Source organism: Streptomyces sp. NPDC005648, assembly GCF_040605395.1.
Lineage (GTDB): Bacteria > Actinomycetota > Actinomycetes > Streptomycetales > Streptomycetaceae > Streptomyces.
Genome location: NZ_JBEXCS010000087.1, coordinates 1 through 15,943, shown reverse-complemented (window position 1 = coordinate 15,943; position 15,943 = coordinate 1). Strand labels below are relative to the sequence as shown.

Genomic DNA, 15,943 nt, shown 5'->3' with positions numbered 1-15,943 from the left:
CGGATCAGTACTCCAGCCGCTCGCGCCGGCCCAGCCGCATCACGATCGCCGCGAAGAGCAGCGTGACGAAGAGGAGGGCGACGCCGATGGTGGTCGCGTAGGCGGCCTGTCCGTCCCGGAACGCCTTCTGGTACACGTACAGGACCATGACGGTGGTCGAGTAGTCGGGGCCGCCCGGTCCGGTCGTCATGATCTGCACGACCGCGAAGGACTCGGCCCCCAGGGCGAGGATGCCCATGTACACCCAGCCCGACTGCACGGTGTCCCACAGCAGCGGCAGGGTGATCCGGAAGAACGTGGTGGCGCGGTTCGCCCCGTCGAGCAGCGCGGCCTCGTACAGGTCCGCCGGGATGGAGGCCATACCGGCGGAGAACAGGACCACGAAGAAGCCCACCGTGGACCACACGAGCACCGCCATCACACACCACAGCGCCAGGCTCGGGTCGCCCAGCCACAGCGGCTGGACGCTGTCCAGACCGATGCCGCGCAGCAGGGAGTTGATCGCGCCGCTGTCCGGATTGTACGCGAACGCGAACAACAGGGCGACGATCGCGATCGACAGGACCTGCGGGAAGAAATAGACGATCTTGTAGAAGGAGGAGCCCCGGACTCCGGAGACGACCGGGCCGCCCCTCCTTCTGCGTCCGCCCACATTGATCATGAAGGAGAAGAAAAGCGCCAGACTGATCGTCACCAGCGGCAGCACGAGCGCGAACAGAAGGCTGTGCTCCAGCGACTTCCAGAAGATCTCGTCGTGGAACATCCTCTTGTAGTTGTCGAAGCCCACCATCTTGAATTCGGGGCTCAGGCCGGTCCAGTCCGTGAACGAGTAGTAGATGGACTGGATGAACGGCCAGACCACGAAGAGCGCGTACAGTCCCAGGGGCAGTGCCAGAAACCCCACGATGAACCGGTACTTGCCGTGCTGCATGCCTTCTCCGGTCCGTTTACTGGTGCTTGTAGTGCTTGATCGACGAGTCCTTCGCGGCCGCGTCGGCGAAGCCCTGGATCTTCTTGATGGCCTCCGCCGGGGTGAGCCGGCCGGCCATCATCTCGCCGAGGCCCGCCACACCGATCTGCTCCTTCTGCAGCTGTACGTACCAGTCCTGCAGACGCGGGTTGAGGACGTTGTCACCGGCCAGTTTCAGCGCCGCCACACCGGACGTCAGGCCCGGGGTCAGAGAGATGCCCGACGTGCCGCCGTTGTACGCGGTCAGCGACTTCACCTTGCTGGTGAAGTTCTTCGAGGACGCCTCGCTGAGCATGATGCGCAGCTGTTCCATACCGCCCTCGGGGTTCTTCGCCTTGGCCGGGACGATGAACGGCTCGCCACCGGAGGCCCAGATGGTGCCGAAGGGCATCTTGTCGGAGGAGTCGATGCCGGTGGGCGCGGAGACGGCCAGGTTGAAGTCGGCCGGGATGACGTTCGCCGACTCGTTCTCCACCCAGGAGCCGTTCGGGATGAACAGCGCCTTGCCCTTGGCCCACGCGGTCTGCGACTGGATGTGGTCGAGGCCGGGGGTGCCCTTGAGGATGTAGCCCTTCTTGTAGAGCTCGTAGTAGGCGTCGAAACACGCCTTGACGGCCGGGTTCTTCCAGGCGTTCGGCTCCAGGTTGTCGATCGCGTCGAGGACCTCGCGACCGCCGACCTTGCCGATCATCGGATAGAGCGAGAAGGGGATGTAGTACGGGTACTTGCCCGCGTACGTCCAGCCCGCCATGCCCTTCTTCTTGGCCTTCTCGCAGACGGCGAGCATCTCGTCCCAGGTCTTCGGGTACTCCGCGTCCAGCGAGTCGAGCGCCTTCTGCGAGTACCAGACGCCGTAGACCGTGTACGCGTAGTACATGATCCAGACGGGGTTGCCGTCGAACTGGCCCATCTCCACGATGCCGGGGCGGAGCGTGTCGCGGACCTTCTTGCCCGGGTCGTCGTAGGACGGGGCGTCGAGCAGCGGCGTGAGGTCGGAGAGCTGGCTCTTGCCGACCAGCACGCCCATGTCCATCTGCTCGGCGCCGGAGTTGTCGATCAGGTCCGGCGGGGTGCCCTGGTTGAACCGGGGCTGGAGCGTGGACTGGATCTTCTGGGTGGCGGAGAACTTCACCTTCGCCTTCGGGAAGTCCTTCTGGTAGATCTTCACCGCGTCCTGGGCGTACTCCTTGCCGAAGCCGCCGTCGAAGAGGACGAACTCCATCTGCGCGGTCTCGTTGACGCCGAGCGGGTTCTTGGCGGTCTTCTTGCCCGCCTTGGCCTTGCTGCCGCTGTCGCCGCCGCTGCTGGCGCACGCGGACAGAAAGCTCATCGTGGGAACGGAGATCAGTCCGAGCGCGGCCGACCGCTTGATCAGATCGCGGCGGCCCAGGCCCGCGGTGTTCCGGCTCTCGGTGTTCGCGCTCTCGGTGCTCTGGTTCTCGTTGTCGTGCTCGGCGGAAGTGGATCCCATGCTCAAGTCCTCGCCTTCTCCAGGACTCAGGCGGTAACCGGTTTCCTCCGGGCACCGCGGTCAGGTCAAGCAGGGTCGTGCACTATGCGTGGATCATGTCGTACCGATCGTGTGAATCGCCGACAGGTATAGTCCACTTCCCGCCAACGGAGCAAGATCGAATGCAAGGTTGGCCATTGGTCTTTTCCGAGTTGAGACCTCGCGGAAATATGAGCGCCCTGTATACCGCTTGCCGGAAAAATCCGCGACATAGGCCCCGAATGCCACACTCAACACCCTTGACATCACTGGCCACTTGACCCACTACTGGTCTCTGCGCACAACATTGACAACGTTGTCCCGAAGAGCGCAGGGAGGGTCTGGTCCATGGGGCGCAGAGCTCGGCACAGATATGGTCCGGCGGTCGTTTGGGCGGCCGCCTTTGCTTTGGCGGCGAGCTCGCAGGGAGTGGCGGTCGCCCTTCCCGGCGCGGCCGCCAAGGCCGACCGGTCGTTCGCGTCCTCGTTCGAGGCGGGTGATCCGGCGCCGGACTGGACCGACACGGTCGACACCGCGCCGGACGGCGGGAAACGGGCGTCGGGCGTCGACGGCGGCTTCAGCAGCGGCATCCCCGGCACTGTCGACGACCATGTCACCGACGTCCGCGCCAGTGCGGAGAACACCGACGGCGGCGAGGTGAAGGAGAACCTCGCGGACGGCGAGGCCGCCACGAAATGGCTGACCTTCCATCCCACCGGCTGGGTCGAGTACGACCTCGACAAGCCGGCGAGGATCGTGAGGTACGCGCTCACCTCCGCGAACGACGAGGAGGAGCGCGACCCCCAGGACTGGACGCTTCAGGGCTCCACCGACGGCAAGGACTGGAAGACCCTCGACAGCCGCTCCGGTGAGTCGTTCGCCGAACGGTTCCAGACCAAGTCGTACGACCTCGCCGAGCCGGCCGAGTACGCGCACTTCCGGCTCGACATCACCGGGAACCACGGCGCCGGCCTGCTGCAGCTCGCCGATCTGCAGCTCTCCACGGGCGGCAGCGGCGCCCCGGCCCCCGAGGACATGCTGTCGCTGGTGGACCACGGGCCGAGCGGTTCCCCCACGGCCAAGGCCGCGGCCGGGTTCACCGGAAAGAGAGCCCTGCGTTACGCCGGTCGGCACACCGCCGACGGACGGGCGTACTCGTACAACAAGATCTTCGACGTGAACGTGGCCGTCGGCCGCGACACCCGGCTGTCGTACCGGATCTATCCGCAGATGGCGGACGGCGACCGGGACTACGACGCCACGAACGTCTCGGTGGACCTGGCCTTCACGGACGGCACCCGTCTGAGCGACCTCGGCGCCACCGACCAGCACGGCTTCGCGCTCTCCCCGCAGGGACAGGGCGCGGCCAAGATCCTCTACGTCAACCAGTGGAACAACGTGGTCTCGCGGATCGGGTCGGTCGCGGCGGGCAGGACCGTCGACCGGATCCTGGTCGGGTACGACTCCCCGAGGGGCCCGGCGAGGTTCCGTGGCTGGCTGGACGACATCGCGCTCCGGGAGGCCGCCCCGGAGAAACCGAAGGCGCATCTCTCCGACTACGCGCTCACCACCCGCGGCACCAACTCCAGCGGCGGCTTCTCACGCGGAAACAACTTTCCGGCGACCGCGATGCCGCACGGCTTCAACTTCTGGACGCCGGTGACGAACGCGAACTCGCTGAGCTGGCTCTACGACTACGCACGCGCCAACAACGACGACAACGTGCCGACGATCCAGGCGTTCAGCGCGAGTCATGAGCCGAGCCCCTGGATGGGTGACCGGCAGACGTTCCAGGTGATGCCGTCGGCGGCCTCCGGCACGCCGGACACCGGGCGCGAGGCGCGGGAGCTGGCGTTCCGGCACGAGAACGAGACCGCGCGGCCGTACTACTACGGAGTCCGTTTCGAAAACGGTCTCAAGGCCGAGATGGCCCCGACCGACCACGCGGCGGAGCTGCGCTTCACCTATCCCGGCGACGACGCGAGCGTGATCTTCGACAATGTGACGGAGCAGGCGGGACTCACCCTCGACAGGGAGAACGGGATCGTCACCGGTTACTCCGACGTCAAGTCCGGGCTGTCGACCGGCGCGACCCGCCTGTTCGTCTACGGCGTCTTCGACAAGCCCGTGACGGACGGCTCGTCGAGCGGGGTCAAGGGCTATCTGCGGTTCGACGCGGGGGACGACCACACGGTGACCCTGCGCCTGGCCACCTCCCTCATCAGCATCGACCAGGCGAAGGACAACCTGCGCCAGGAGATCCCGGACGGCACGTCCTTCGAGACGGTGAAGCACAGGGCCCAGCGCACCTGGGACCGGCTGCTCGGCAAGGTCGAGGTCGAAGGCGCGACGCCGGACCAGCTGACCACGCTGTACTCCAGCATGTACCGGCTCTACCTGTACCCCGACTCCGGCTACGAGAAGGTCGGTTCGACGTACCAGTACGCCTCGCCCTTCTCGCCGATGCCCGCTCCTGACACCCCGACCCACACCGGCGCGAAGATCGTCGACGGCAAGGTGTACGTCAACAACGGCTTCTGGGACACCTATCGGACCACCTGGCCCGCGTACTCGCTGCTGACGCCCACTCAGGCGGGCGAGATGGTCGACGGGTTCGTGCAGCAGTACAAGGACGGCGGCTGGACCTCGCGGTGGTCCTCACCCGGGTACGCCGACCTGATGACCGGCACCTCCTCGGACGTGGCCTTCGCTGACGCGTACGTCAAGGGCGTGAAGTTCGACGCGAAGGCGGCGTACGACGCGGCCGTGAAGAACGCGACAGTGGCGCCGCCGATGTCGGGCGTGGGCCGCAAGGGCATGGCCACCTCGCCGTTCCTCGGCTACACCGCCACCTCCACGAACCAGGGCTTCTCCTGGGCGATGGACGGCTACATCAACGACTACGGCATCGCGCGGATGGGCCGGGCGCTCTACCGGAACACGGGTGAGGAGCGGTATAAGGAGGAGTCCGAGTACTTCCTCAACCGCGCCCAGGACTACGTCCAACTCTTCGACAAGCAGGCCGACTTCTTCCAGGGCCGGGACGACAGGGGCGACTGGCGGCTGGACGCCTCCACGTACGATCCGCGGGTCTGGGGCTACGACTACACGGAGAGCAACGGCTGGGGTTACGCGTTCACGGTCCCCCAGGACACGAGGGGCCTCGCCAACGAGTACGGCGGACAGGCCGGGTTGGCGAAGAAGCTCGACCGGTTCTTCGCGACCCCGGAGACGGCCGACCCGCGGTTCATCGGCTCGTATCCCGGCGTCATCCACGAGATGATCGAGGCCCGCGACACCCGGATGGGCATGCTCGGGCAGTCCAACCAGCCCGCCCACCACATCCCGTACCTCTACGACGCGGCCGGACAGCCCTGGAAGACCCAGGCCGCGGTCCGGGAGATCCTCTCCCGGCTCTATACCGGCAGCGAGATCGGGCAGGGCTACCACGGCGACGAGGACAACGGCGAGCAGTCCGGCTGGTACCTGTTCTCGGCACTCGGCTTCTACCCGCTGGTGATGGGCAGCGGCGAGTACACCGTCGGCTCCCCTCTCTTCAGGAAGGCGACGGTCCATCTGGAGAACGGTCAGGATCTCGTCGTCAAGGCACCGAAGAACAGCGCGGCCAACGTGTACGTGCAGGGGCTCAAGGTCAACGGCCGTACCTGGACGTCGACTTCGCTCCCCCACTCGCTGCTCTCCAAGGGCGGGGTCCTGGAGTTCGACATGGGTCCGAAGCCGTCCTCGTGGGGCACGGGCGAGAACGACGCCCCCGTCTCCATCACCCAGGACGACAAGGTGCCGACGCCGCGTGCGGACGTGCTGAAGGGTGACGGGGCACTGTTCGACAACACCTCGGCGACGGACGCGACCGTGACGAGCGTGGACCTGCCGGTGCCCGGACCGGTCAAGGGCCTTCAGTACACGCTCACTTCGTCCACCGACCACACCAAGGCGCCGACCGGCTGGACCCTCCAGGGCTCGGACGACGACGGGACCACCTGGAAGACCCTGGACCGGCGGTCCGGGGAGTCCTTCCCATGGGACCGGCAGACACGGGCGTTCACCGTGGGGTCCCCGGGTACGTACGGGAAGTACCGCCTGGTGCTCGACGGCGAGGCGGTGCTGTCGGAGGTCGAACTCCTGGCCTGAACCGCCGAGTTGGGGAGGCCGCATGCCACTTCCCGTGCCTGTGCTCGCCGAGGGTGTCGACCCGGCCTGGCTGCCGCCGGCCGCCTTCCGGGCGATCGGCAGCCGGCGGGTCCTGAACGGCCGAGCGGCTCATCCCAACTGGTTTGACAACGTTCGCGGTTGAGGCAGTAGAGTCGTGCACAGACCATTGGACAACGTTGTCGCACCGCAACGTCGCCACAAGCCAACTCCCCCGGACAGGTACTCCCCCGGCCTGCCCGGCTCGCGGACCCGGTGGAGCGACCCACCACCACCGGGTCCGCCCAGAGCAGGTCAAGTCCCTTTCGTCTCATGCTTGTTGTTGCGACGCGACCTGAGCCGTCCGATGGTCGGTGTGGTCCCGCGCGGAGCACACTGGGTCGGTGGGGGCCCGGAGCACAGCCTGGACACTGGTGTCGATCAGCGCCGCGTCGGTGGCACTGGCCGGCTGGGCGACGACGCTGCCGGGGGCGCGGAGCGCAGGGGTCTCGCGTGACCCCATGTATGTGGCCGCCGTAGGCGCCACCATCGTGGTCTGGGCGCTCACGGGCGCGATCCTGGTGGTACTGCGGCCCCGCAACCCGGTCGGCTGGATCATTCTCGGTGCGGCCGTCTGTGTCGGCGTCCACCTGGGGCTCGCGGCCTACGGCGAGTACGGCCTCACGGCCGCCGACCCCGCGTGGCCCGCGGCGAGATGGGCCGCCTTCGCGGCCTGCGGGCTGCACATTCCCGGCTGGCTGGCGTCGATGTCGCTGCTGCTGGCGTTCTATCCCGACGGGCGGCTCCCGGCGCGTTGGTGGCGGCTGCCCGTGGCCGGGGCCACGGCCGGAATCGCCTTGCTGACGCTGAGCGGGCCGTTCGACCCGAGCATCTACCGGGATGTCTTCGGCGGGAGGCTGGACCCGCCGGTGCGTTTTCCCGTGGGGCTGCTGCACACGCTCCAGTTGACCCTCTGTCTGCCCCTGATCGCCCTGTCCACCCTGGCCGTCTGGGCGGGCACCTTCGTACGCCTCGCGCGGGCCGAGCCGCCACGGCGGCAGCCGCTGGCGCTGCTGGTCTGCGTCGAGGGACCGAACCTGGTCCTCTCACTCCTGCCCTGGCCGAACGGCGTGGCGCTGATCAGCACCTCCTTCGCCCTCCTGCTGCCGGTGGCAGTCGCCGTCGCGGTGCTGCAGTACCGCATGTCCGGCGTGGAGCGGCTGCTGCGCAGCGGGCTGGTCTACGGCGCCCTCACCGCCGTCGTGATCGCCGTCTATCTGATGGTCACGGCGCTCGCGGGCAGGGCCCTGAACCACCGTCCGCTGCCCGGTGTGCTGGCCGCCGCGCTGGTCGCCGTCCTGCTGGCACCCCTCCGCAGCAGACTGCAGCACACGGTCGACCAGTTCGTGTACGGCAGCCGGCAGGATCCCCTGCACGCGATCGGCACCCTCGGCGACCGCGTCGCCACCGCCGAGGAGTCCGACCTGCTGCCCGCCGCCCTCCGCTCCGTCCTGCGTGCCGTACACGCCCCCGGCGCGGTCGTGACCACTCCCGATGGCACCCCCTTCGGGGCGGTCGGCGATCCGCCCGGACGCAAGGCGCCCGCCGGCCCGGCGCTGCCCCTGCGCGTCGCCGGCCGTGAGGTCGGCACCCTGCACATCACCGCGCCCGCACAGGCACGGCGGTACAACGACGCCGACCTCCGGCTGCTCTCCGCCCTCGCGTCCCAAGTAGCCGTACTGGTGCGGGCGTTGGAGCTGACCCAGGCTCTGGAAGTGGAACGTGACCGGGTGGTCGCGGCCACCCGCGTGGAACGCGACCGGATCCGCCGCGACCTGCACGACGGCCTCGGCCCCTCACTGTCCGGCATGCGGCTCGGGCTGCAGGCCGTCGCCGACGCGCTGGCCGGCGGTGACCTCGACGGTGCGCGGGAGCTGTTGCTCCGGATCCAGGAGGAGGCCGCCGTCTCCGTCGCCGAGGTGCGGCGCATCATCGACGGCCTGCGCCCGACGGCTCTCGACACCCTCGGCCTGGTCGGGGCCGTCCGGCGGCACGTGCGGACCGTCTCCCCGGCCGTGGCCGTGACCTTGGACGCCGAGGGGCTGCCCACGCTGCCTCCGGAGGTGGAGACCGCCGCATACCGGCTGGTGCTGGAGGCGCTCACCAACATCGTCCGGCACTCCGGGGCACGGCGGGCGAGAATCACCCTGCGGGCGGTCGGCCGGGAGCTGCGGATCGTGGTCGCCGACGACGGCCGCGGGATCGGCGATGCGCTCGACGGAGTCGGCCTGGCCTCGATACGCCGTCGTGCCGCCGCTCTCGGAGGCAGCGTCAGGATCTCCTCGCCACCCGGGCAGGGCACCGCCGTCGTCGCCGTACTGCCGCTGGGAGACGGCGACACGACCGGGGGCGGCGCGCCGCCGGAGCCACGCTGACGGCGTGCTGTCCGGTGGCCGGAACTGGCGCGGACACCGAGGCGAGCGGTCTCCGAGGCGTCGTAGCCGTCCTGTGTACGGCCCGCGAACGACCGGCCGAGACGGCAGACGAGCCAGGCCGGCGCACCGAAGACAAGGGGCAGACAGATGTCCTCGGGAGTGCGCTCGACCTGGCCGGGAGCGAGGAAATCCCAGTGTGCGAGCAGAAACTGATTGAACGTCAGCACGGCGACGGTGTACGGCAGCACCGCCGTGTTCAGGGCGCCCACCGCGCGGTCGCGCAGCCGGTGACCGACCGCCACGGAGATCAGGAAGACGGCCGGGACGAAGACGGGCAGGCTGCGCAGCGCCACGGTGCGGGCCGTCGCCGAGGCGCCGTCGGGAAGCTTCCCGTTCAGATAGCCCAGACTGCCCGTCCCCATCCAGGTGGTGAGCAGATCGGTCAGCCAGAACGCGGCCGCGGCCAGTACGACGCACAGGGCCACCGTGGTGGACGAGGCGACGACGTCCGCCCGCCGAACGACCCCGCTGCTGGCTCCCGGCGGTCGGGAGGAGGACCGCGCCGCGGCTCGCTCCCCGTCCTGACGGGTCGCCCGGTGCAGGAACGGCAGTCCGACGACGACGGTGACGGCGGTCCCGGTCACCTCCGCGAACTCCCCCACGCCGGCCACACGCGGGGCGAACGCGACGCAGGCGCCGGCGCCGGCGGCCGACGGGATCAGGGCAGTGAGGGCCGCGAGGACGCGCGAGCCCGGCTCGGCCTCGGGTGGGGTGGAAGACACGCTGATTCCCCCTTCGGGACCGTGTCGTGGTGCGGGCGTGCGATCACGCCGCCACCGACCCTGCACCGCCACCGACCCTGCACCGCCTCCGTACCGGCCCGCATGAGGCGTGGGTCCCGTGGCGCGCGGGCGGACTTCCCGCGAGCTCCGGGACATCGCCGAGAGGGCGAGCGCACCGTATGGCTCGACGGCGGGGTTCACCGCCGCCCTGAACCGAGTCCGGCGTCCCGGGCCTTGGCGACCGCGGCGGCCCGGTCGCGGACCTGCAGCTTGGCCAGGATGGCCGACACATGGTTGCGCACCGTCTTGTCGGACAGCACCAGCCGCCGCGCTATCTCGTGGTTTCCCCGGCCGGACGCGACGAGATCCAGGATCTCCCTTTCCCGGTCGGTGAGTTGGGGGAACACCCGGGCCGCGTAGTCGCGGTGGGCGCCGGTGAAGAAGTCGACGATGCGGCGGGCGACGGGCTCTCCGTAGACCGCGTCTCCGGCCGCCACGGCAAGCACGGCGCGAACGATCTCCGTGGCGTCGGCACCCTTGAGCAGATAGCCGCGCGCACCGGCGCGCAGGGCGCCGAAGAGCGCCTCGTCGTCCTCGTGCATGGTGAGGACGAGGACGCCCGTACGGGGATGTGCGGCGACGACGGCACGGGTGGCGGCCACCCCGTCGAGGCCGGGCATGGCGAGGTCGGTGAGGATCACATCGGGTGTGGTGCGGTCGGCGACGGCCAGCAGTCCCTCCCCGGTGGTGGCCTCGCCGACCACGGTGACCTCCTCGCTGGAGGCGAGAGCCGCGCGGAGCCCGAGCAGGAACATGGGGTGATCGTCCGCGATGACCACCCTGACCGGGGTGGCTTCGGCCATGGTTCCTCCAGCGGCACGGATGAGGATCGGGGGGTGCCGTGCGCGGCCGCTTCCCCCAGTGTGGGGCGGTGGACGTCCCGGCCGCTACGGGATGTGCCCCGGCGCCGCCGGGACGTTCGCCTCTTCGCGTCGGGACACCCGCCTCAGGCTCCCGGGCGCCCCTCCGTCCCAGGATGGCCTCCGCCTCGCCGGCCGGTGCGGGGCACCGACTGCCGGGGAGGGCGGGGAAGATGACGATCCATGTCGACTGGAGCCAGCTGGAGAAGGCCGAGCGTCTTCGGGAGGACCAGATCAGGCTGCGGCTCAGCGAGTCCGACGACCCGGAGATCACCGAGTTCCGGCTGAGCCTGCTCGGGGCCGTGAACTGGTGGAAGGGCATCGAGATCAAGAACTCGGGAGGTCAGCTCGTCGCCTTCGTCGAGGCGACCGGACCTCAGCTCGGGCTGACCGAGGTCGAGTGGGACTCCATCGAGGGAGGCAGCATCGTGCTGTGGAAGGCGAAGGCCTTCGGCATCCACACCCCGATGTACGAACTCGACGTCGACGACCACCTCAAGGGCAGGCGCCTCGCCTTCCGTTGGGTCGCGGACAGCTGACACGGCCCCGGCGCCCGCTCCGGCGTCTCGGTCCACGGTGAAGGGGGGAGGGCCCGGCGGGCTGCGGCTCACGCCCACCGGGCCCCGCCGACCTGTTCGGCGGCGCTTCGCTCAACCCACCTGGCAGGGCAGGGTGGTGGCCGGGTCGCCTCCGTCGCCCGAGACGACGTATCCGAAGGTCGTGCTCTGTCCCGGACTGAGCGAGCCGTTCCAGTCGGCGTTGTGGACCATCACGTCCTGGCCGGTGTAGGTGGCGTTGCCGCTCCAGAGGCTGGCCACGGACTGGCCGCCGGGGAGCGTGAAGTCGACCATCCAGCCGAGCATGGGGACGTCACCGGTGTTGGTGACGGTGACCTCGGACTGGTAGCCGCCGCTCCAGCTGTTGGTGGTCCTGCGGGCGGCCTCGCACTTGCCCGGGACGGGATCGGTCGGGTTGCCCGGGTCGTGAATGCCCGTCACTTCTCCCTTGCCGCCGTCGAACACGACGTCGGAGCAGGAGTAGAAGGTCTCCGTGCTGTCGGAGCGCTGCCACACCATGTAGATGATGTGCCGCCCCGACTTGTTGTCGGGGAGCCTGCCGGACCAGGAGTAGTTGGCCTCGACCGTGCCCGGGGTGCCGTTGAGCGGCGGGTGGTCGACCGTCAGGAACGGCTTGTCCTCGATGTCGTTCCAGGTGAGGGGCTTGGTCGGGTCGAAGCCGTCCTTGGTGATGTACACGTAGAACCAACCCGGGTGCGCAGCCCAGGCGTTGTACGAGAAGTCGACGGTCGCGCCCGAGGTGAGATGGGTCAACGGCCAGTCGTTGCGGGGGAGGTTGAAGCCGGTGAAGTTCGGGTTGCCGCCGCTGCAGAGCTCACCGTCCGGGACGAAGCCGCGGGTGCGGCCGGCGCCGTCGGAGCGCAGCACGGAGAACCAGTTGTAGAACGGCGTTGTCCCGCTGACCTGTTGGGCCGCCCTGCAGGCCGGGTTGACCGGCTTGATCTCGCCGGTGCTGGTGAGTCCGTCCTGCCAGCAGAGGAAGGTACGGCTGCCGGGTTTCATGGGCGTGCCATGGGCTTCCGCCGTGCCGCCCGCGGAGACGACCAGGGCGAGGGCGGGGAGGGTGGCGAGCAGGGAGACGAGCACCAGGAAGAGGGCGCGGGTGCGGGTGCTGCGGGTGCGGGTGCGGGTGCGAGTGCGGGTGGAGGACGCTAATCGGCCATGTTGCTCTCTTGTCAGGATCATGACATGTATTCCTTCGGGTACGGCGGTGAGGTTGCGGGTGCGCGACGACGCGAAGGCGAGCGGAGTGGGAACGGGGTGGGAGCGGCCCGGGCGGCGGGTTCCGGTCCGTCGTCCTGAATGGGAGCGCTCCCACCCCTGTGGGGGAAGTTAGCGCCGGTCGGGTCAGATGTAAACGGAGCGCGTACGGCACCAGGAGACAAACGCGCATCAACCGTGCGCCCGTTAGGGGATCGACGCCTTCGGTGTCTCCATCGCCGTGTTCACCCGCTGCGTCATCGGCCTGTCCCCCGCCGCGGGCAGCTCGACCGTGAACTCCGTGCACCCCGGTTCGCTCCGTACGTCGATCCGTCCTCCGTGCGCCGCCACGATCGCCGCCACGACCGCGAGCCCCAGGCCGGAGCCGCCCTCGCTGCCCGCCGTCCGGGACCGGGAGACATCCGCCCGGGTGAAGGGCTCGAACACGCTCGGGAGCAACTCCGCCGCAATCCCCGGCCCGTCGTCCCGCACCCGCACCACGCACCGCTCCCCGGTGGCCTCCACCTCCGCGACCACCGTCGTGCCGGCGGGCGTGTGCGTACGGGCGTTCGCCAGCAGGTTGGCCACCACCTGGTGGAGCCGTGTCGCGTCGCCCACGACCGGTGCCAAGGCCTCGTCCGGCCGTAGCACGAGCCGCCACTCGTGACCGGCGTCCACCGCCCGCGCGTCCCACACCGCCTCCGCGACCACCGCCGCGAGGTCCACCTCGTCGGATTCCAGCGGCCGCCCCTCGTCCAGGCGGGCGAGCAGCAACAGGTCCTCCACCAGACCCGTCATCCGGGCCGACTCCGCCGACACCCGGCGCCAGGCCAGGACCGGCTCGATGCGGTCCGTGCCGCGGTTCATCAGCTCGGCGTATCCCGCGATCGCGGCCAGTGGGGTACGGAGTTCATGGCTCGCGTCGGCCAGGAAGCGGCGCATGCGTTCCTCGCTGCGGCGCACCTGCTCCTCACCGCGCCGGCGTTCGGCGAGGGAGGACTCGATGTGGTCGATCATCCGGTTGAGCGCGGCGCCGACCTGGCCGGCCTCGCTGGCGGGGTCGGTGTCCCGTTCGGGAACACGGGTGAGACCCCCGCCGCGGTCCAGGGGGACGCGGGAGACTTCGGCCGCGGTGGCGGCGACCCGGCCGAGGGGGCACAGCTGTCGTCGTACGGCCACCGCGCAGACCGCTCCCGCCGCCACCAGGCCGGCCGCGGCCACACCCGTCTCCGCCTCCACCAGGCCGCCGATCATGTCCTGGAGGTCGTCCATCGGCAGCCCGGTCAGGACGCGTACGCCGTCGGACTGTGCGGCGGCGATCCGGTAGGCGCCGAGGCCCGGGAGCGTACGGGTGTGGGGGGAACCGTCGGTCGCGATGTCCCGGAGGGCGGCCCGCTGGGCGGTGGTCAGGTTCCGCGGCGGGACGTCCTGGCCGACGATCGCGGCCGCCACGATGGTGCCGTCCGCGTCCAGCCGGGCGGCGAGCAGACCGGCGGGACGGCCGTTTCCGGTGAGGAAGGAGAGGTCGGCCCTGTCGTCCGGGTGCAACTGGGCCCCGCCCAGGCTGCGCTGGGCGGCGTTGGTGACACGGCCGTCCAATTCGCCCATCAGACAGGCGCGTTGGACGAGGACGGTGGTCAGCGCCATCGCGGCGCAGACGACGACCAGGGTGGCTGTGACGATGAGCGTCAGGCGTGCGCGCAGGGAGGCTCCGCGCGGGCGGCGGGTCATCTGCCGTCCCCGGCAGGTCTGATGGCGATCCCGTGCCGCGCGCGGTGTGGTGCGACCGGGCCGGTACGGGACACGGAGGTGCCTGACATGTCTTGATTCTGTCCCGATCCGCTGAGGGAACCCTGTGTTCCACCTGTTGATCGGTGATGACCTGCGGCTTTCCGGTCCGCAGCGGTATGAGCGACGGCGAGGGCCGCGCCCCCGGCGAACCGGGGACGCGGCCCTCTGACAGCTCTCGACTGCCTTGCCGTACCGCTTTCTGTACCGCTTTACTCGACCGCTTACTTGCGGAGCAGGCTGCGCAGCACGTACTGCATGATGCCGCCGTTGCGGTAGTAGTCGGCCTCACCGGGGGTGTCGATGCGGACGACCGCGTCGAACTCGACGCCCGTGTCGGTGGTGACCTTGACCGTACGGGGCGTGGTGCCCTCGTTCAGCTCGGTGACGCCGGTGATGGAGAAGGTCTCCTCGCCGGTGAGACCGAGGGAGTCGGCGGACTGGCCCTCCGGGAACTGGAGCGGCAGGACGCCCATGCCGATGAGGTTGGAGCGGTGGATGCGCTCGTACGACTCGGTGATGACGGCCTTGACGCCGAGGAGCGCGGTGCCCTTGGCGGCCCAGTCGCGGGACGAGCCGGAGCCGTACTCCTTGCCGGCCAGGATGACCAGCGGAGTGCCCTGCTCGATGTAGTTGCGCGAGGCGTCGTAGATGAACGACACCGGCGCGTCCGCCTGGGTGAAGTCGCGGGTGTAACCGCCTTCCGTGCCCGGCGCGATCTGGTTGCGCAGGCGGATGTTGGCGAACGTTCCGCGGATCATGACCTCGTGGTTGCCGCGGCGGGAGCCGTAGCTGTTGAAGTCGCGGCGCTCGACGCCGTGCTCCGTGAGGTACTTGCCGGCCGGGGTGTCGGCCTTGATGGCACCGGCCGGGGAGATGTGGTCGGTGGTGACCGAGTCGCCCAGCTTGGCGAGGACGCGCGCGCCGGTGATGTCGGTGACCGGGGCCGGCTCGTGCTCCATGCCCTCGAAGTAGGGGGGCTTGCGGACGTACGTGGACTCCGGGTCCCACTCGAAGGTGTTGCCGGTCGGGATGGGCAGCGCCTGCCACTGGGCGTCGCCCGCGAAGACGTCGGAGTAGGACTTGCTGAACATGTCCTCGCCGATGGCGTTCGCCACGACGTCGTTGACCTCGGCCTCGGAGGGCCAGATGTCCTTCAGGAAGACCGGGTTGCCGTCCTGGTCGGCGCCCAGGGCGTCACGGGTGATGTCCACCTTCATGGAGCCCGCGAGGGCGTACGCGACGACCAGCGGCGGGGAGGCCAGGTAGTTCATCTTGACGTCGGGGTTGATACGGCCCTCGAAGTTCCGGTTGCCGGAGAGGACCGAGGTGACCGCGAGGTCGTGGTCGTTGACGGCCTTGGAGACCTCCTCCGGCAGCGGGCCGGAGTTGCCGATGCAGGTGGTGCAGCCGTAGCCGACGAGGTTGAAGCCGACCTTGTCGAGGTACGGGGTGAGCCCGGCCTTGTCGAAGTAGTCGGTGACGACCTTCGAGCCCGGGGCGAGGGTGGTCTTGACCCACGGCTTGCGGGTCAGGCCCTTCGACACCCTCCTGGAGGTCTGACCATGCCCCGCACCCCGTCCCGCAAGCCCACCGCGAACCGCCCCAACCCCCTCGACGCGGCCGGCATCA

The 15,943-nt window shown here is 69.5% G+C and carries 9 protein-coding genes and 1 pseudogene; 4 read left to right on the top strand and 6 right to left on the bottom strand.

The features are described from left to right. Positions 1-4 precede the first annotated feature (4 nt). Complete coding sequence (locus ABZT17_RS35440) at positions 5-931, bottom strand: sugar ABC transporter permease (RefSeq protein WP_356355222.1); 927 nt, start codon at positions 929-931, stop codon at positions 5-7. A 16-nt stretch (positions 932-947) separates the two neighbouring features. Next, the gene (gene ngcE, locus ABZT17_RS35435) at positions 948-2,441 is read right to left on the bottom strand and encodes an N-acetylglucosamine/diacetylchitobiose ABC transporter substrate-binding protein (protein ID WP_356355220.1); all 1,494 of its coding nucleotides are present in this window, start codon (positions 2,439-2,441) and stop codon (positions 948-950) included. Between the two features lie 366 nt (positions 2,442-2,807). On the opposite strand from ngcE, the gene ABZT17_RS35430 reads away from it, so the two are divergent. The 3 genes from ABZT17_RS35430 (at position 2,808) to ABZT17_RS35420 (ending at position 9,628) form a co-directional block, all read left to right on the top strand. Then, positions 2,808-6,611 carry a GH92 family glycosyl hydrolase gene (locus ABZT17_RS35430; RefSeq protein WP_356355218.1) on the top strand — a complete coding sequence of 1,268 codons (3,804 nt, stop codon included), beginning with the start codon at positions 2,808-2,810 and terminating at the stop codon, positions 6,609-6,611. Positions 6,612-7,042: 431 nt separating this feature from the next. After that, complete coding sequence (locus ABZT17_RS35425; protein WP_356355216.1) at positions 7,043-9,043, top strand: GAF domain-containing sensor histidine kinase; 2,001 nt, start codon at positions 7,043-7,045, stop codon at positions 9,041-9,043. A gap of 429 nt (positions 9,044-9,472) precedes the next feature. Further along, positions 9,473-9,628, top strand: coding sequence for a hypothetical protein (locus ABZT17_RS35420; RefSeq protein WP_356355214.1), 156 nt, complete (start codon positions 9,473-9,475; stop codon positions 9,626-9,628). A gap of 394 nt (positions 9,629-10,022) precedes the next feature. On the opposite strand, the gene ABZT17_RS35415 is transcribed toward ABZT17_RS35420, so the two are convergent. Beyond that, a complete protein-coding gene (locus tag ABZT17_RS35415; RefSeq protein WP_356355212.1) occupies positions 10,023-10,688 on the bottom strand; it encodes a response regulator transcription factor in 666 nt (221 codons plus the stop codon). Positions 10,689-10,918: 230 nt separating this feature from the next. Here ABZT17_RS35415 and ABZT17_RS35410 point away from each other — a divergent pair, with 230 nt between their 5' ends. Beyond that, positions 10,919-11,284, top strand: a complete 366-nt coding sequence (locus tag ABZT17_RS35410; RefSeq protein ID WP_356355210.1) for a hypothetical protein — start codon at positions 10,919-10,921, stop codon at positions 11,282-11,284. A gap of 111 nt (positions 11,285-11,395) precedes the next feature. Here the strand turns inward: ABZT17_RS35410 and ABZT17_RS35405 are convergent, their stop codons facing one another. From ABZT17_RS35405 to acnA, 3 genes and pseudogenes are all read right to left on the bottom strand, one after another. Next, positions 11,396-12,508, bottom strand: a complete 1,113-nt coding sequence (locus tag ABZT17_RS35405; RefSeq protein ID WP_356355208.1) for a lytic polysaccharide monooxygenase — start codon at positions 12,506-12,508, stop codon at positions 11,396-11,398. A 222-nt stretch (positions 12,509-12,730) separates the two neighbouring features. Then, a complete protein-coding gene (locus ABZT17_RS35400; RefSeq protein WP_356355206.1) occupies positions 12,731-14,254 on the bottom strand; it encodes an ATP-binding protein in 1,524 nt (507 codons plus the stop codon). 281 nt (positions 14,255-14,535) lie between these two features. After that, positions 14,536-15,852 (bottom strand): annotated as a pseudogene (gene acnA, locus ABZT17_RS35395) (aconitate hydratase AcnA); the annotation flags it as partial. Between the last annotated feature and the right edge of the window lie 91 nt (positions 15,853-15,943).